The 17,044-nt window shown below is 63.5% G+C and carries 15 protein-coding genes; 6 read left to right on the top strand and 9 right to left on the bottom strand.

All coding sequences use genetic code 11. The annotated features are described in order from the left end of the window. The first annotated feature begins 76 nt into the window (after positions 1-76). Positions 77-1,858 carry a hypothetical protein gene (locus E0702_RS03735; protein ID WP_132041635.1) on the top strand — a complete coding sequence of 594 codons (1,782 nt, stop codon included), beginning with the start codon at positions 77-79 and terminating at the stop codon, positions 1,856-1,858. Here the strand turns inward: E0702_RS03735 and E0702_RS03730 are convergent. Beyond that, on the bottom strand, positions 1,855-2,064 hold the full coding sequence (locus tag E0702_RS03730; protein WP_132041634.1) for a TOBE domain-containing protein: 210 nt from the start codon (positions 2,062-2,064) through the stop codon (positions 1,855-1,857). The genes E0702_RS03735 and E0702_RS03730 overlap by 4 nt on opposite strands. Positions 2,065-2,080: 16 nt before the next feature. After that, positions 2,081-3,229 (bottom strand): molybdate transporter family protein, encoded by a 1,149-nt coding sequence (locus E0702_RS03725; protein WP_132041633.1) that lies wholly within the window; start codon positions 3,227-3,229, stop codon positions 2,081-2,083. A 134-nt stretch (positions 3,230-3,363) separates the two neighbouring features. Between E0702_RS03725 and E0702_RS03720 the strand changes: the two genes are divergently transcribed. Continuing rightward, the gene (locus E0702_RS03720) at positions 3,364-3,705 is read left to right on the top strand and encodes a YbjQ family protein (RefSeq protein WP_132041632.1); all 342 of its coding nucleotides are present in this window, start codon (positions 3,364-3,366) and stop codon (positions 3,703-3,705) included. Here E0702_RS03720 and E0702_RS03715 read toward each other — a convergent pair. From E0702_RS03715 to E0702_RS03690, 6 genes are all read right to left on the bottom strand, one after another. Continuing rightward, positions 3,695-4,810 (bottom strand): endonuclease NucS domain-containing protein, encoded by a 1,116-nt coding sequence (locus E0702_RS03715; protein ID WP_132041631.1) that lies wholly within the window; start codon positions 4,808-4,810, stop codon positions 3,695-3,697. The genes E0702_RS03720 and E0702_RS03715 overlap by 11 nt on opposite strands. Before the next feature lie 33 nt (positions 4,811-4,843). Next, positions 4,844-6,574 (bottom strand): restriction endonuclease subunit S, encoded by a 1,731-nt coding sequence (locus tag E0702_RS03710; protein ID WP_132041630.1) that lies wholly within the window; start codon positions 6,572-6,574, stop codon positions 4,844-4,846. Further along, the gene (locus tag E0702_RS03705) at positions 6,571-8,088 is read right to left on the bottom strand and encodes a type I restriction-modification system subunit M (RefSeq protein WP_132041629.1); all 1,518 of its coding nucleotides are present in this window, start codon (positions 8,086-8,088) and stop codon (positions 6,571-6,573) included. The genes E0702_RS03710 and E0702_RS03705 overlap by 4 nt, the downstream gene beginning before the upstream one ends. Positions 8,089-8,091: 3 nt before the next feature. Beyond that, positions 8,092-8,904 carry an HNH endonuclease gene (locus E0702_RS03700; protein WP_132041628.1) on the bottom strand — a complete coding sequence of 271 codons (813 nt, stop codon included), beginning with the start codon at positions 8,902-8,904 and terminating at the stop codon, positions 8,092-8,094. 3 nt (positions 8,905-8,907) lie between these two features. Continuing rightward, entirely contained in the window at positions 8,908-11,331 is a 2,424-nt protein-coding gene (hsdR, locus tag E0702_RS03695) for an EcoAI/FtnUII family type I restriction enzme subunit R (protein WP_132041627.1), read from the bottom strand. A 68-nt stretch (positions 11,332-11,399) separates the two neighbouring features. After that, positions 11,400-11,723 carry an antibiotic biosynthesis monooxygenase family protein gene (locus E0702_RS03690; protein WP_132041626.1) on the bottom strand — a complete coding sequence of 108 codons (324 nt, stop codon included), beginning with the start codon at positions 11,721-11,723 and terminating at the stop codon, positions 11,400-11,402. A gap of 125 nt (positions 11,724-11,848) precedes the next feature. Here E0702_RS03690 and E0702_RS03685 point away from each other — a divergent pair, with 125 nt between their 5' ends. Then, positions 11,849-12,943, top strand: a complete 1,095-nt coding sequence (locus E0702_RS03685; RefSeq protein ID WP_132041625.1) for a DUF2235 domain-containing protein — start codon at positions 11,849-11,851, stop codon at positions 12,941-12,943. A 131-nt stretch (positions 12,944-13,074) separates the two neighbouring features. On the opposite strand, the gene E0702_RS03680 is transcribed toward E0702_RS03685, so the two are convergent. Continuing rightward, positions 13,075-14,622 (bottom strand): alkaline phosphatase D family protein, encoded by a 1,548-nt coding sequence (locus E0702_RS03680; RefSeq protein WP_132041624.1) that lies wholly within the window; start codon positions 14,620-14,622, stop codon positions 13,075-13,077. Between the two features lie 182 nt (positions 14,623-14,804). Between E0702_RS03680 and E0702_RS03675 the strand changes: the two genes are divergently transcribed. From E0702_RS03675 to E0702_RS03665, 3 genes are read left to right on the top strand one after another with little or no spacing between them, the layout of a single operon-like run. Further along, positions 14,805-15,278: a molybdopterin-dependent oxidoreductase gene (locus E0702_RS03675; RefSeq protein ID WP_161422962.1), complete on the top strand. Its 474-nt coding sequence runs from the start codon at positions 14,805-14,807 to the stop codon at positions 15,276-15,278. Continuing rightward, entirely contained in the window at positions 15,278-16,402 is a 1,125-nt protein-coding gene (locus tag E0702_RS03670) for a GGDEF domain-containing protein (protein WP_240721666.1), read from the top strand. Before E0702_RS03675 ends, E0702_RS03670 begins: the two co-directional genes overlap by 1 nt. A gap of 26 nt (positions 16,403-16,428) precedes the next feature. Further along, on the top strand, positions 16,429-17,031 hold the full coding sequence (locus E0702_RS03665) for a DUF4202 domain-containing protein (protein WP_132041621.1): 603 nt from the start codon (positions 16,429-16,431) through the stop codon (positions 17,029-17,031). The last annotated feature ends 13 nt before the right edge of the window (positions 17,032-17,044 follow it).

Genomic DNA, 17,044 nt, shown 5'->3' with positions numbered 1-17,044 from the left:
CCACCGCCGGGGACTGTCCCTGGAGGCTAGCGGCAACAAACACCGGATGAACGAATTGGGTTAACAGTTAACAGCGATGCACACCAGGAACGAGTTTCACCAAGAGATTCAGGCCCTTCTGGCGCCCCTTTCCGCGGAACAGCTGCGCACGGTGATCCAGCGCTGGGCCGAGGAGACACACCCCAGCCAGCGCCAGGCGTTTGTCGAGCGCCTGCGCCACCACTGCCTGGTCGATGAGGCCGGCTCCGCCAGCGTCGATCGTGACGGCCTGTCGTCACGCTTGGCCGCGATGCAGGCCCGGCTGGATGCCATCGCCGAGGTCGAGCCGGAGTGGGGCGATCTCGATGATGAGGAGGGCTGCGGTCCGTTCGAGCCGGTGATGGCCGATCTGTTCGATCTTCTGGAGGCGGCAGGGGCGTTGCTGCACGACGCGGATCCCCAGTCTGCTCGAGAGACCTATGAGGCGATCTGGGAGATGGTGGATATCGAGAACGACTATGGCCACTCTCCCAGCCTGGAGGAGGTCGATCACGCTATCACCCGTGAGCATGTGGCGCGCTATCTGCGGGCGACCTATCTGGCCACGGCGCCTGAGCATCGGGTTGAGGCGCTGCTGGAGGCGGCCAGCGGGGTTGGGCTTTCCGGGAGCGTGTCGGCGTTCACGGTGCACTACTGTTCGCTCCGGGAGATCGCGGGTGCGGCGCCGCCGCCGCTGCCCTCCTGGGAGGAGTTCGAGGATCGACTGGTGAGCAGCTTGCAATCTCCCCGATCCATACTCGAGCTGGCATGGCTGCGCGAGGCTCTCGCCAGCCGTCAGGGCCTGGAGGGCATTGCCACCATGGCCAGGCGGACGGGGTCGGAAATTCCGCGGCTGTGGCTCGACTGGGTGGGTGGAGCGATTAGGGAGGGCGATCTGCCAGAGGCAGCGGCGGCCTGGCAGGCGGCGCAGGGGCTCTTTTCGCGTGGAGCCGGGATCTGGCACGAGTTTGCCACCTGCTTTCAGGAGGATCCGCGCTGGCTCGAGCTACCCGAAGCGGCGGCCATCGCCTTCGAGGCCCTGTTGGCCAACCCGGGGCCGCGGTGGCTGCTGGCCCTGCATGATGCCAGTCCGGAAGGGAGCGTGCGTTATCGTCGGATCAGCGAGGCGGCAGCCTGGTTGGGGGCGGTGGCCCAGAAGGGCCGAGTCGACGAGGGCGGTATCAGCAGCGCGCCGGAAGCAAACGCTGATCCCCGGAGGGAACGCCTGGTCAGCATGGACAGGTGGTTGGTGCGGCCCGCGTCCTTTGCCCCGTGGGGGGCCATCGCCGTGCTGGCCTGGTGTCTGATCGGCGAGGTGCAGCAGGCCCAGGCGGCACTGCCCTCCCGGCCGGATAGCCTGGGTTGGTCGCTGGGCGACAGCCCGAGCCAGGCGCTGTTCGCCTGTCTGCCAACGCTGCTGACTGCGCTGCCCGTTCAGGAGATCGGCTCGGCGTCTCACGCCATGTGGCAACGGCTGGTGGCTTCACGTCCTGGCGACAACGATGCCGTCATGGCGGATCGCCTGAACCAGGCCATGCGGCTGGCGATTCAGCAGTCGCCGCTTTCGCCAGAGGAGGGCAAGTCCTGGCTGCTCTGGTGTTGCGAGACGGCAGCCGAGCGGTGTCATTCGATCGTTTCCGGTCAGCATCGCAAGGCCTATCCCAGGGCGGCCGCCTGCGTGGCGCTATGCCAGGAAACGGCTGTTGCCATGAGGCGGCCGGCGCTGGGAGAGAACCTGGTTCGAGAGGTGAGGCAGCGCTATCCGCGGCATTCCGCCTTCCAGCGCGCTCTCGATGAAGCCCTTGCTGTAGGTCGCAAGGACTTCGAGGTGGGGCGTTAATCGATGCCGAGCATCACATCCGAGGCCTTGATGACCACCTGAACCTCGCTGCCCACGGCAACGCCGAGCTCTTCGATGGCGTCGCTGGTGACCATCGACTTGATGGTGTTGCCGCCGCCGATATCGACGCGGACCTGGCTGTTGACCGGGCCCTCCTTCACTTCCAGCACGGTGCCCTTGATCACGTTGCGTGCGCTGAGCTTCATCCTTGAGTGTGGTGAGTCAGGGACATCGGCCCCTGTCAGGCGGCATGCCCTCGGCGCGCCTGCGCACAAGATGCCGGCGCAGACGCTCGCTGGCAAGTCCTACCCCCAGACCGACCAGTGCGCCACTGAAGAGGGTTGCCACGGCGGTGGCGGCGATCACCGGTCGACAGTCGGGGCGGGCGTCAAACAGCCGCCTGTTCAATACCAGCTCGAGCCCAGCAAAGGCCAGCAGGGCGCCGACCACCGGCGTGGGAATCGCCGCCAGCCAGCCGATCACGGCGTCGCCGTGCAGCGCGGCCGCAGCGCAGGCGATAGCCATGGTCAGCGGCGCGATCAGGCTACGGGCGCCGAAGCGATAGTGAGCGGCCATGCCGCCTGCGCCGTGGCACATTGGCATGGCCCCCAGCGGCGTCAGCACCAGGTTGAGCAGCCCGCTGGAGGCCGCCAGGCGACGTTCGCTGATGCGCGGCGCGGCGGCCGGAAACAGCGAGCGCGAGACGGCGGTGGCCACCACCACGGCATTAAGCAGTGTCAGCGGCAGCTGGGCCAGGAGCCCGCCCGCCACCGATGAGAGTGAGATGCCTTCGCCCACCAGCGTCGAGTGCACGGCCGCGGGCAGTGCGTCAGCCGGCGCCAGCCAGATGGCGGCGATGACCACGACCAGCGCCCAGGGGCCCCGTGGCCAACGCCAGGACAGGCCCAGGGCGGCCACGGCCGGCAGTGCCAGCCACCAGCCTGCGGCCATCATCTCGAACGCGAGTGCTATCAGCATCAGGCCCAGGCCGGCCTGCAGGCCGACCGTCACGGACTGGGGCAGCGCCCGGGCCGCACGGCCAAGATAGGGGGTGGCGGCCAGTGCCAGCAGTATCAGGCCAAGCGTGGCGCCGGCCAGGGCCGTTTCACCGGCGGTGAGGCCACCGACAAGGATCATCGCCCCCAGAGCCTTCATCGGCTGCACGGCGATGGGCGCGCGGTAGAGCAGGGCCACCAGCAGATAGCCGATGGCAAGGCCGATAAACACCGGCTGCGGCGACAGCACGCCCAGGGCCGTAGCGCCGATCACATAGGGCAACAGCGTGCCCAGATCGCCGAAGGCGCCGGAGATGTCGGCGCTTAACGCCGCCAGGGCCTGCCGGCGAGTTCGCCATGGAGTAAAGGAAGACATACCCTCCACTGTAGCGCCTCGGCGCAGAAACAGAACTCAGGCGGCCTGTTCGCGACATCAATCGCGACATTAGTCGCCACACTTACTGTCACAACAGGCGTCACAACAGGCGTCACAACAGGAGTGCCCCGATCATGGCTGAACGCGTGATCCTGACCACCTCATCGCATCTCGAGGGCTACCGTGTCACCGAGCATATCGACATCGTCTCCGCCGAATGCGTATTCGGCATGAACGTCCTCAAGGACATGTTTGCCGGTTTCCGCGACTTCTTCGGTGGGCGCAACAAGTCGTCCCAGAACGCGCTGCGTGATGCCAGAAAGACCTGCCTGGACGAGCTGCGAAAGGAGGCGGAATCCGTGGGCGCCAACGCGGTCATCGGCATCGACCTCGACTACAGCGAGATCTCCGGCGGCGGCAAGTCGATGCTGTTTCTGGTGGCGACCGGGACCGCGGTGAAGGTCGCTAGGGGGTGAGGCGGTCGTCAATGCGCCACACCTGCTTCAGGCGTTCCACGGTGTGAGACCACTTGGGCGTGGTCGGCTTGCAGACGGTGTTCTGGTTGCCGAAGAGACCCACCTCGCTGAAGGCCTCGTCGCGGCTGACGGTGTGTAGCCAGCGAACCGGCACCAGGTACTCCGCCTCGTCATCGTCCTTCTCGGGACCGAGCTGGGCGTAGTCCTCGCCAAGCGTCATCTCCAGCAGCGTTCTGGGGCCTTCCGGTGTCTCGAAGCGATACTCATCGGCGCGGCAGCGCTCGCCGGTCACTTCGGCCACGCCGACGTAGCCGGTCTTGGGAATATTCACCCACACCCGGTCGCCTTCGGAGAGCAGGTTGAGCGTCTTGGAGTACCAGGCCGCACCGCCGCCGGCAATAAAGCCATGACGGCGGGCCAGCTCCCAGGGGCGATCGCCGCCGAAGGAGGCGTAGAACTCGCCGTTCCAGGGCTCCTTGCCTGCCTTGCGGGTAGTGGGGCGGGGCGGTTCGTCGGGGTCGATCATCCAGGCACGGCTAAGATAGCGGTTGCCACCATCCTCGAAGGCGGCGAAGAACATGGCGTTGATCGATAGCTGGGCATGCTCGTTGAGGTAGGTGATGATGCGCTCGCTGCTGGCGTCGAGCCGGGTGGCGACCACCACCAGCTGATGGCTCTCGTTGAGCGTCACGCTATCCAGCGGGATGCCGAACTTGGCCTCGAAGGCCTCGTCGAGAGTGGGGTGGGGCCTGTCGTACCGCTCGGCAAAATCCTGGTAGATATCGATCAGTTGGTAGTCGGCCAGGGTAACCACCCAGGAGGCGTAGTCGATGGCCTGCGCCACCACGTCCTGCGGGGTCTTGTCGCGCTTGAGCTCGATGATGATCACCGTGCCGTTGGCATCGATGGCCAGCAGGTCGACCAGCTTGTCGAACGCGGTGCGCACCTGACGGCCGATCAGTAGCCAGTCGCGGTTGAGGATCGCCACATCCTGCATGATCTGCTCTTCCAGCAGTCCCTCGTCGGCCAGCCCCGCGGGGCGCAGCTTTTGCGGCGCTTCCCCCGAATTGCCGGCGAGCCTCCAGATACCTTGTTCTATGGCCATGCACTCTCCCTGTCGTTACTGCCGCAGTAAGTCTTACTGAACCGCCTGCTCCATCACCGCCTCGGCGAGGTGAACACGGGTCTCGCCTGCCTCGCCCAAGCGAACCTTGAGTTGGTCGCAAAGGGCCATCAGTTCATCGACTTTCTCGACAATTCGCTCTTGCTCTTCAAATGGGGGGAGCGGAGTAGATGCACTCCTTATGAGACCGACATTCAATGTTGGCTGTGCCAAAGTTCGCGTATCCTTGCCGAATCTATCTTGCATGAACTCTGTTTGCAATAGCATCAGGATATAGCTTTTTGAAACCAGCTCGGTGGGCATGATTCGGCAAATCGCTCGTGCAATATTCGCACCCTTCCAGCTGTTTGGAGCTACACCAAGTTTTCCGATGCTTCCCACGACACAGAGAAGGATCTCTCCTCCATTAAGTCGAGTCTTAGCGAATTTTTTGTCAACTCCATGGGAGATGCTTTTCTCTGGCTGATCAGAAGGGTTGCTGACAGACAAGTCAGCAACCCTAACCAAAGGGACGCCATTTTTTGTCTCAGGGCCAGGAACGAGCACGCCGTAAGAAATTGAAAACTTCGGATCTACAATATTCTCAAACCGAGTCCAGGACCAACCTTTTGGCAGTTTAAAGAGAAAGTCATCTTCAGTTACGTCAGGAATTTTCTTTGTCTTCTTGATCTTTCCTTCCTTCACCAGCCGTGTCTTCTCCTCGGCGATCCTTTCCAGCAATACGCTGGCAGGCTCATCGCTGGGGTCCTGCTCCACCAGCCGCCCCATCACCGCCAGCTGAAGTATGGTCTGCTTGAGCTTGTCGATGCTGGCTTCGGTGGTGAAAAGGGTATCGAAATGCTCGGCGATGCGGGCCCAGTTCTCGGCCACTTCGGCGGCACCTGTGGAGCGAGTCAGGGCGTCGAGAAGGGTATCGACCAGCACCTCATGGGCTTCCAGTTGGTCGCCTACCTGCTGCTCCAGCCGGTCGCAGAGGGCCATCAGCTCGTCGACCTTCTCTACGATGCGTTGTTGCTCTTCATGGGGTGGCAAAGGTACAGCCAGCTCCTCCATCTTAGCCTTCGTCATATGGATCATGGCGATGCCACTTCCGGAGGACTTTACTTCCTCAGTGACGGCCTTCAGGTAGTTGTAGAGAAAGTGCTTGTTAGTGGATGACTGATCGAATAGCTCAAGCTTCCAGATGTGATAGTGGTAGATGGCTCGTCCACCGTCCCAGATGAATGGGCCAAAAGAGGCTGACCAAGCATAAATCAGGTCTCCTTGATCGATGTACTTGTCATCATCAAGCTGCAAGTCCGAGTAGTACCACTCACTGGAGGTGAAGAGGTTTCCAACCCGTAGCAACGGGGTACCTGCTTGAAGCATTTCATGCTTCTTGTAGGCTCGGCCATTGATGACGCGAAGAACATCGGAAAGCCGTGCCCATTGCCACCCATTTGGGAGGTCAAATGGCTTCTCATCTTCCGATACTTCTGGCAGCTTCTTGGGCTTCTTGATTGTCCCGTCTCTAACCAGCCGCGCCTTTTCCTCGGCGATGCGCTCCAGCAACATGCTGGCGGGTTCGTCGCTGGGGTCCTGCTCCACCAGCTTGCCTCGTACTGCGAGCTCCAGAATCAGCTCCCGCAGCTTCTTAATACCCGTGAGCTCGATCTTCCCGTTGCGACCGCGTCCGGCGCTGCTCTTGTGGGTCACGGCACCGGTCCAGAGGTCGAGGTGTTCGGTGATCAGCTCCCGCGCGCTCATGCCTGCTGCTCCTCTTGGTGAGGAGCTTCCTGAGCCTCCTGATCTTGTGCTGAGTGGCTCAGCGCATCACCAAGGATCTGCTTGAGCTGGTCGCGCAGCTCCTGGATCTCCGCCTGCTGCTGGGCGTATTGTGCCAGCAGCTCGTCGGGGTCGTGGCTGACCTCTTCGCCCTGGTGGGGGTTCTTGATGTCCAGGTTGTAGTTCCGCGCCTTGATCTCCTCGATGCCGACCTTCCAGGCCTGCTCGGTCTCCTCCCGACTGGCGAAGCCGTCGCTTTCCTCGCCCCACCAGTCGATCTCGGTGGCGAACTCGGCGAAGCGCATCGGTCGGGTCTTGCTGTAGTTCTTGTAGCCCTCGGGGTAGGGGTGCTCGTAGTACCAGATCTGCTCGGTGGGCCGGCCCTTGGTGAAGAACAGCAGGTTGGTCTTGATGCCGGTGTAGGGATTGAACACCCCGTTGGGTAGGCGAACGATGGTGTGCAGGTTGCACTCAGTGAGCAGCTTCTCCTTGAGGCGGGTCTTCATGCCCTCGCCGAACAGGAAGCCGTCTGGCAGCACCACCGCGGCGCGGCCGCCGTCCTTCAGCAGCTGAATAAACAGCGTCATGAAGAGGTCTGCGGTCTCGCGGGTGCGGAAGGCCTGGGGGAAGTTGGTCTCGATGCCGTCCTCCTCCATGCCGCCGAAGGGCGGATTGGCGACGATGACATCCACCCGCTCCTTGGGGCCCCAGCTGATCAGCGGGCGGGCCAGGGCGTTGTCGTGGCGGATCTGCTCTGGCACCTCGATGCCGTGGAGGATCAGGTTGGTGGTGGCCAGCAGGTGGGGCAGGGGCTTCTTCTCGATGCCGCGCAGGCTGGCCTGCAGGGTCTGCTCGTCCTCCGGCGTCTTCACGTAGCGGCTGCGCTTGTGCTCGATGGTGCAGGTAAGAAAGCCGCCGGTGCCACAGGCCGGGTCCATCACGATCTCGTCGAGCTTCGGGTCCACCCGGTTGACCATGAACTCGGTGACCGCCCGCGGGGTGTAGAACTCGCCGGCATTGCCGGCGCTCTGCAGGTCCTTGAGGATCTGCTCGTACATGTCGCCGAGCTGGTGGCGGTCGTCCTGGGTGTTGAAGTCGATGCCATCCTGCAGCCGGTTGATGACCTGGCGCATCAGCTGGCCGGACTTCATGTAGTTGTAGGCGTCCTCGAAGACATTGCGGATCACCACCGCACGGGTGTCGTCGCCGCGGGCCTGAAGCTGCTGCAGGCCGGGGAAGAGCATATTGTCGACGAACTCCTTGAGCTCGTCGCCGGTCATGCCTTCGGGGTCGGCGGCCCAGCGGCGCCAGCGCAGTGGCTCGGGAATCGGCGAGCGGTAGTCCTCATTGAACATCTCCCACTCCTGCTCCCGGTCGTCGAAGATCTTCAGGAACAGCATCCAGACGAGCTGGCCGATACGCTGGGCGTCGCCGTCGACGCCGACATCCTTGCGCATGATGTCCTGGATGGACTTGATGGTGGTGGAGATGCTCATGGGTTAATTCCTGAAAATATGGTCGCGGTGGTATTGCAGAAAGTGTTGCTGTGCCGATGAGAGAGGTTTGCTAATCGCGAGGTCGTTGTGGATGCCGGCGGGCAGTGCATCAGCGGGCTTCAGCTGAGGACTGAGTTGAATCGCACCGTCGTCTCGGAAGCTGATAAGTCCCGCATCGAAAGCAGCATCCAGGCTGGCCATCAGTAACAGGCCATTGTTCGGGTCCAGCCGTTCACGGTTACTGCTGTAGCGCCAGGGCTTGATATGGGAGGCTCGAAGTAAGGCAGACTGCTTGACCCCGGTCACACAACAGCGGGTATCCCAAGCTTTTTCCAACTCGGCACGGAAGATACCCTGGCCGCGGCGTGCATCGATGACCTGCTCGCGCGTAGTTTCATCAAGTCCGTCCAGCTGTTGATCCGCCGCCTGAATATCTCCGTAGATGTCATTCGACTCAGTACCCATAAGAAGGGTAAGGAGTTGTTGCAAAGCAGCTGTCGTGGGCACATCGATATCAAGCCCATGAGTGATTGGATTTGCACCAGTGTGCAAGGTCTTCGGGTAGCCAGTGAGGTTGCTGTTGTGGAACTTCTCGCCTGACCTGACTCCGGTAGCATCGATATCCTGACACCTGTTGAGATTGTCAGGATGTATCACCAAGGGGGCCTTGCTTACCGGGTGTCCTGCAGCGCTGGTTTTAACGTAAACACGGGTTTGGGTAGCGGGGTGCAGCAGGCCCTTGATACGAGCGTTGTCCTTATCCAAGACAAAGCCCAGTTTCTGCAGCTCTGCGGCTATTTGGTGTGAGTTGAGCATCTGTTATCCGTATAGCTGACGTTCTAGGTCCTGCAGCGCTGTGAGGTAGCCACTCTTGCCGCCGAAGGCCCTGACCAGCTCCATGGGGGCGCCGATGTTACTGAAAGGAGCCAGGGTAAGCACCTTGGGATCCTCGATCGGCTCGATGCCCGCATCGGCGTACTTGTCGACCAGCGTCTCCAGTACCTGACGCGCCTGGCCCTCGTAGCGGGTGAAGATATCGCGCTTCTTCACCTGTTCGGCGCGCTCGCGGCGGGTCAGCGCCGGGCGGTCGAAGGCGATATGGCAGATCACGTCGAAGGGGTCGGGCTCGTCGCCCCAGCGCTTGCCCAGTTCGGCCGCCAGCTCCTCCCACATCACGCCTTGTTCGGCCAGCTCATCGAGGATGGCCTGCTTGCGTTCGGCGTCATGCCAGCGGCGCAGGAAGTCGTCGAGTGAAGCGAACTGCTCCTTCACCTTCTTGCGCGTGTAGTCGCGCAGGCTCTCGGTGATTAGCTTGCCGTCGGGGCCCAGATACTGCACCCGTTCGGCCACCACGCTGACTTCCACATCGTCGACCACGTACTTGACCCGCTTGCCGGGGCCTTCATCGCTGCCTAGATCAGCGCTGCCGAAGGTGTCGTCATTCTGCCAGGTGGCGCCTTCCTCTACCTCGTAGTCGCCATGGGCTTCTTCGATGCCCTCGGCGCTGTCGCCGGCGGCAACCTCGTCCTCGTTTAGTTCGTCATCCGGGGCGATGGGGTCGTTTGGCTTCGGCTGGTAGACCTTGACCGGGTCACCGTCGAAGTCGGGGTCGGCAAACAGCTCGGTGGCCTTCTTGAAGTCGAGGATGGTGAACCAGTGCTTGTTGTAGTCATCGTTGATGCGGGTGCCGCGGCCGATGATCTGCTTGAACTCGGTCATCGACTGAATGCGCTGGTCGAGCACGATCAGCTTGCAGGTCTGGGCGTCGACGCCGGTGGTCATCAGCTTGCTGGTGGTGGCGATGACCGGATAGCGCGCCTCGGGGTTGATGAAGTTGTCGAGCTCCGCCTTGCCTTCGGCCTCGTCGCCGGTGATGCGCATCACGTACTTGCGGTTCTCGGCCACGCGCTCGGGGTTGAGGTTGACCAGCGCCTGTCGCATGCGCTCGGCATGGTCGATGTCCTCGCAGAAGACGATGGTCTTCTGATAGGGATCGGTGCTCGCCATGAATTCGGTGATCTTGCGGGCCACCAGCGCGGTACGCTTTTCCAGCACCAGGTGTCTGTCGAAGTCCTTCTGGTTGTAGATGCGGTCCTCGATCAGCTCGCCGTGCTTGTCGACCTGCCCCTTGCTGGGCCGCCAGCCCTGGAGGTCACGGTCGATATCCACGCGCACCACCTTGTAGGGGGCGAGAAAGCCATCCTCGATGCCCTGCTTGAGCGAGTAGGTGTAGATCGGCTCGCCGAAGTAATCGATGTTGGAGACCTCCTTCGTCTCCTTGGGCGTGGCGGTGAGGCCGATATGCGTGGCGGAGGAGAAGTAGTCGAGGATCGAGCGCCAGGCGGAGTCCACCGCCGCACTGCCGCGGTGGCACTCGTCGATGACGATCAGGTCGAAGAAGTCCGGCGAGAACTGCTTGTAGATGTTCTGCTCTTCCTCGCTGCCGGTGACCGCCTGGTAGAGCGAGAGATAGATCTCGTAGGACTTGTCCACCGTGCGGTTGGTGACCTTGGTCATGGCCTGGCCGAACGGCTTGAAGTCATTGTTCTTGGTCTGGTCGACCAGGATGTTGCGGTCGGCGAGAAAGAGAATGCGCTTCTTCTGCCTGGCCTTCCACAACCGCCAGATGATCTGGAAGGCGGTGAAGGTCTTGCCGGTGCCGGTAGCCATCACCAACAGGATACGATCCTGGCCGCGGGCGACGGCCTCTACGGCGCGGTTGATGGCGATGCGCTGGTAGTAGCGCGGGCTGCGTCCGCTGCCGTCATCGTAGTAAGGCTCCTCGACCACCGGCCGCTCGGCGGAGCCAATGCCCTTGTAGCGGCAGTAGCGCTCCCAGAGCTCGTCAGGGGCGGGGAAGTCGTCGAGGCCGAGGATGCTTTCGGTCTGCTCGCCGAGCCTGGTGCGGTCGTGGAACAGGAAGCCGTCGCCGTTGCTCGAGAACACGAACGGCACATCGAGGGCGTCGCTGTAGGCCAGGGCCTGCTGCATGCCGTCGCCGAGGCTGTGCTTGTTGTCCTTGGCTTCGATCACCGCGATGGGCTGGTTCTTGTGGTAGCTCAGCAGGTAGTCGGCGCGGCGCCGCTTGCCGCGGGTATGCAGCCGCCCGCGTACGATGATGCGGCCGGCGGTGAACGATACCTCCTCGCGCACCTGGGAGTGGATGTCCCAGCCGGCGCGCGCCAGCGCCGGGGTGATGAACTTGGTACATATATCCCGTTCGCTGAGGGCTTTCTTGTCCATGGCAGCATCCTGCTTGTCGATGGCGGGCGGGTAACACTTGTTACCCAAGCTTACGCCACCGGAGCAGGCTAAGCATCTGGTGAGTCTGGCGGCATCACCACCCACTCTGGCTCCTCGAACTCGCCGATCACGCGGATCTCGCAGAAGGGGGCGGCGCTCTTGATGATCTCCTTCACGCGGGCCGCAGGCTGGGCCTCCATGGCGTCGCGGCTGGCCTTGCTGTCCCAGTGGGCGATGGCGATCAGGGTCTTGGGGTCACCGATCTTGCGATGCAGCTCGGTGCCCAGGGCGCCGGGGGCCTGCTGGATCAGTTCGCTGGCGCGCACCCAGGCGTCGGCATACTCCTCGGCGGTGTGGCCGTCGCGGATCTTCACTTCGAAGAGGTATTTCATGGTCTCTCCTCCCGGCGGGTGGCGTGTCGGTCTACCTTGAGGGTATCCAATGATGCAAGGTTTGCCCGGGCTTGAGCCGCCGCCGATGGGGCGGGCGGCCGAGGGCAGGGCATCAGGGAGCGGCCATGTCTCACCCTTCTCAGCGTTTGATCCTGTTGTTCGACGGTACCTGGAACGATCCTCAGGACCGAACCAATGTCTATCGGCTGGCGGGGGATATCCACGACCTCGATGCTCACGGCGTACGCCAGCGCTTCTTCTACGAGCCGGGGGTCGGTACCCGGCAGTGGGAGCGCCTGGTCGGCGGGGCCTTCGGAGTGGGGCTGAGTCGTAACCTTCAACATGGATATGACTGGCTGGTGCGCCACTATGTGGAGGGCTCGGAGGTCTTTATCTTCGGCTTCAGCCGCGGGGCCTATACGGCCCGCAGCCTGGTGGGCATGATCCGCAAGTGCGGCTTGCTGCGGGTCTCCACGCCGGCCCTGGTCAAGCAGGCGGAGTCGCTCTATCGCAACAAGCGCATCGCCCCCGATGCGGCGCCCTGTAGTGACTTTCGCCGCCATTACAGCCGCGAGATCAGGGTCGACTTCATCGGCGTCTGGGAAACCGTGGGGGCCCTGGGGATCCCCGGCACCCAGCTTTCCGAACATGGCCGCTTCTCCTGGCATGATACCGAGCTCTCCTCCATCGTGCGGCGAGCCTATCAGGCGCTCGCACTGGATGAGCATCGCGCGGCCTACGATGCGGCCCTGTGGTCGCACCCCAGCGGCAAGTTGAAGGCCAGCCAGCGTGAGGTGGAGCAGCGCTGGTTTGTCGGTGCGCACGCCAATGTGGGAGGGGGATACGAGATGCCCGACGGCGGCGTCGACCCGCTGGCCGACCTGGCCTATGCGTGGCTGTGCCGCCAGGCTCATGAGGCGGGGCTGGCGGTGGATCTGCCGGAGGCGGCGGAAGTGGCGCACCGCGGCGAGATACGGGACTCCCATGCCGAGTTCTTGAAGGGGCTCTATCGCTGGTACCGCTCGCTGCGCGATCGTGATGGCAGCGGTCGTCACTTTCGGCACTATGGCCGGGGCTCGCAAGGACTGCCCGCCGTGGGCGTCAGCGTGGATCCCTCGGTGTGGCGGCGCTGGCAGGAGAATTCGAATTACCGGCCGCCCACCCTGGTACGGGCCGGCTGCACACCGCCGACATCTGCTCCTCCCCCTGCGGAGGAGTGACACGGCCTGGGTTGAAGCGTCAGCATTGCCGCTCACCATCGGAAAGGATGCCCTGCATGTTTGAGCTCCCCCTGTTGATCGCCATCGCCGCCCTGATCGGGGCGGCGCTTCGTTGCAGAGTGGCCGATGTTTTACGCCCGTTGGGGCGTCAATGCCTGGGTATGCAGGGCGTTCCCGGCCGCATCCATCAGGGTGACGGTGAGGACCTCGCTCTCGCCGTCGAGATCCACCTGGCCGAAGAACTGGTAGCCGTCGGAGGGCGGCAGGTTGGACTGTCCCGCCGGTGGTGCCTTCTGGAACACCACCTCGGGACCGAAGGTGCCATCCAGCTCGCCGGGCCCGAAGGTGCCGGCGTGGAGAGGACCGCTGACAAACTCCCAGAAGGGGGCGAACTCCTTGAAGCTGGCGCGTTCGGGTGAGTAGTGGTGGGCGGCGGTGTAGTGCACATCGGCGGTGAGCCACACCACGTTGTGAATGGCGTCATCGCGGATGGCGCGCAGCAGCTCGGCGATCTCCATCTCGCGCCCCAGTGGCTCACCATGGTGATCGTTGGCGATGGCCTCGAAGTGCTCGCCGTCGCGCACGACCAGCCCGATCGGCATATCGGCGGCGATGATCTTCCAGGTGGCGGTGGAGCGGCGCAGGCCCTCGAGCAGCCAGCGTAGCTGATCCTGCCCCAGGAAGGTGGCTGCCTCACCCTCGGCCTGCCGGTTGGGACTGTTGGCCGCGCGGTAGGTGCGCATGTCGAGCATGAAGACCTCTAGGCTGGGACCATAGGCGAAGCGTCGATGGATCCTGCCGGGCGCCTCGGGCAGCTCGCGCAGCGGCATGTACTCGAAGAAGGCACGCCGCGCGCGAGCCGCCAGCAGGCTGGCGTTCTTCTCGGTGTAGCGGTCGTCGTCGAGGAGTTCGCCCGGGTACCAGTTGTTGGTGGTCTCGTGGTCGTCCCACTGGGCGAGCATGGGGACCTCGGCGTTGAACTGGCGAACGTTGGCGTCCATCAGGTTGTAGGCGTACTGGCCGCGGAACTCCTGCAGCGTTTCCGCCACCTTGAGCTTCTCCGGCGTGACCAGGTTGCGCCAGGTCTCGCCGTTGGCCAGCGTCACACTCTCCTTGAGCGGGCCATCGGCGTAGACGGTGTCGCCGGAGTGGATAAAGAAGTCGGGACGCTGTCGGCGCATGGTAGCGTAGGTGGTCATGCCGCCGCGCGATTCGTCGATGCCCCAGCCCTGACCGACGGTGTCGCCAGACCAGACGAAGCGCACGTCGCGGCGGGTGGCGGGCGGCAGGCGCAGCCGGCCGGTGATCGGTTCACTGATGGCGCGATGGTCGTCGAGGGCGGCGAAGCGCACACGGTAGTGAGCGGTATCCATGCCGCCAAGGCCGGTGACGTCGAGCTTGGCGGTGAGGTCGGTGGCAGGCAGGACCTCGGGCCCCATCAATTGACGAGCGTGACGAAACTCAGGGTTGTCGGCGACTTCCACCAGCATGCGTGCGGGCCGGTCGGCGCGTGCCCAGAGCATGGCGCGGTCGTGGCGTATGTCGCCGCTCATCACGCCGTAGGGCAGTATCGGGCGGCGGCCCTGGGCCAGCACGATGGAGGGGGCGGCCAGGCAGGTGCCGAGGGTGGTACCTGCCTTGAGACCGAGCTTGAGGGCATCACGACGAGTGATGTTCATGAGTAACTCCGAGGGTGATGAGGTCGGCCACCGCATCATCCGCGGCGATGATGACAACCTCTTGTCGGCGTCATGACATCTGGCTTTCCTTGTTAAGCCATTGATGTTTCGGCGTCAGGCTAACCTTGAAAGTTGGGGTCAAGCTGCGCATAGTCAAAATGATCAAGATTGAGGAACTCAGCTTGCCCCGTTTACGCCAATATCTTATCCATGCGGCATGGCTGCTGCTGATGGTCGGGGGAGTGGCGCTGGCTTCCCCGGCTGGGTTGATACTTTCTCAGGGCACCACGAAACGCACCCTGACGCTGGACGAGGTGGAGGCTGTGCCAACGACCAGCATCGATATGCGGCATCCGGAAGGTTTCGAGGGGCGCTTCGCCGGGGTCTGGCTGGATGATTTCCTGCGCGAGTATGGCCTGGATTCGGCGCCTCGGGTGCGCTTCGTCGCCCATGATGGCTACACCACCTTTCTGACGCCTGCTCAGCGTCGCGAGAAGGCCTATCTGCTGGTGACCCGGATCGATGGAGAGCCGCTTACCGTCAGGAGCCATGGGCCCTTCATGCTGGTGGTGCCGGAGGAAGCCGAGGCCGTGATCGAAGGCAGCGAGCCCATGACACGCTGGATCTGGGCCATTCGCGAGATCAACGTCAGGTGATGTCACGCCTGTGGGCAAGAGGCCTGCTGCTGGCTTATCTGCTGGTCGTGCTGCTGTGTCTCTCGACCTTCGGGGTCTACTACTCCGAGGCGCGACGGCTGGTGGGTGCCAACTACGCGGCGATGGTGACCGATCTGGTGCGTGCCCAGCATGACCCCGATCGATTGCGGCTGATCCTGGAGAGCCTGGTCGAGAGGCCCGACCCGATCTATCTGGAGCAGCTGCGTGATCTGATCTGGAGGATCCCGCTCAGGATACAGGGGCTTGATAACCACCTGCGGCACAGCGATCTGCCCCCCCAGGATTATCGGCCCTTCGTGGCGGAGCTGGCGGATGCGGAAGGCCGCCTGTCGGAGCTGGAGCGGGTGATTGACCGTGTGGGCCGCGACAGCACCCTGACACCCCAGGAGGCCCACCTGCTGCGCGAACTGGGGCTGGATATCGAGGAGTCGCTGGCCTGGTCCTATAGCGAGCTGAATCAACTGCTGCACCAGGCCTCGGCCGATCAGCGGCACTTCATGCAGCGCCTTACCCTGGCTGTCGCCGTGTTGATGTGGTCACTGCTGGTGGCGATCGGGGGTGTGCTGTTGATGCTGTGGCGTTTGCAGGTGCAGAGCGAGGCGATGCAGCGCCTTAGCCTGACCGACCAGCTGACCGGACTGGGTAACCGCCGCCGCCTGCTGCAGGAGGCGGAGGGAGCCTTCGCCCGCCGTGAGCGAAGTGATGAACCTCTCGCCCTGGTCCTGCTGGACCTGGATCATTTCAAACGCTTCAACGACACCTATGGCCACCCTCAGGGCGATGAGGTCCTGGTGCGGTTTGCCCGGCTGTTGCAGGAGAGTGTGCGTCGCATGGATGTGGTGGCTCGCATGGGCGGTGAGGAGTTCGCCATTCTGATGCCTCACAGCGACCTCGATGCGGCCCATCGCCTCGCCGATCGCCTGCTGGAAGCGGTAGGGAAGATGCCCCTGCCTGGGGCGGCGGCCACCGGTGAGCTTAGTGTGAGTATCGGCATCGCCGAGGCGGGCGAACAGGATGACTTCGACCGGCTCTATGCCCGCGCCGACCGTCGGCTCTATCGTGCCAAGGAACTCGGCCGCGACCGCGTGGAGTGGGCGACATAACGAGTGAATCTTCGGGAGATGTGTAAATGACGGTTCCGTCTATCGACGAAGCCCCCTTCCAGCAGGTCATGGGGGCGCTCGATGCGCTGCATGCCCAGGACCCTCGCCACGTCACCGTGGAGGGCGAGAGCGTGCCTCGGGAGCTATGGCATGCCGGGCGCATGAGTGCCTGGCTGGAGCGGTTGCACGAGCACCCCGATGAGCGCATGCGCCTGGCCGTGCGGGGGCAGCATCTGCAGCGCTGGGAGCTGCCGCGCAGCGACTATCCCGAGGGCCGGGTGGGCTACCTGACCTGGCGTCGCGATCAGGGCCAGCGCGCCGGTGCGACCACCGCGGCGCTGATGCGCGAGGCGGGCTATGCCGAAGAGGATGCCGAGGCGGTGGCGCGGATGATTCGCAAGCAGGGGCTGGGGCGAGAGGCGGGCGCCCAGGCAGTGGAGGACTGTGCCTGCCTGGTCTTCCTGGAGCACTATTTCGCCGACTTCTCCAGGCAGATCGACCATGATCACCTGATCCGCATCGTCCAGAAGACCTGGAAGAAGATGTCGCCGCGGGCCCACGAACTGGCGCTTGAACTGCCGATGAGCGAGGAGGCGCGAGCCCTGGTGGAGGAGGCGCTGGCGGGCTGAGGCCCGCCGCGCG

Source organism: Halomonas marinisediminis, assembly GCF_004347715.1.
Classification (GTDB): domain Bacteria; phylum Pseudomonadota; class Gammaproteobacteria; order Pseudomonadales; family Halomonadaceae; genus Halomonas; species Halomonas icarae.
Note: the sequence above shows the minus strand (reverse complement) of the source record. Positions and strands in the feature narration are given on the sequence as shown.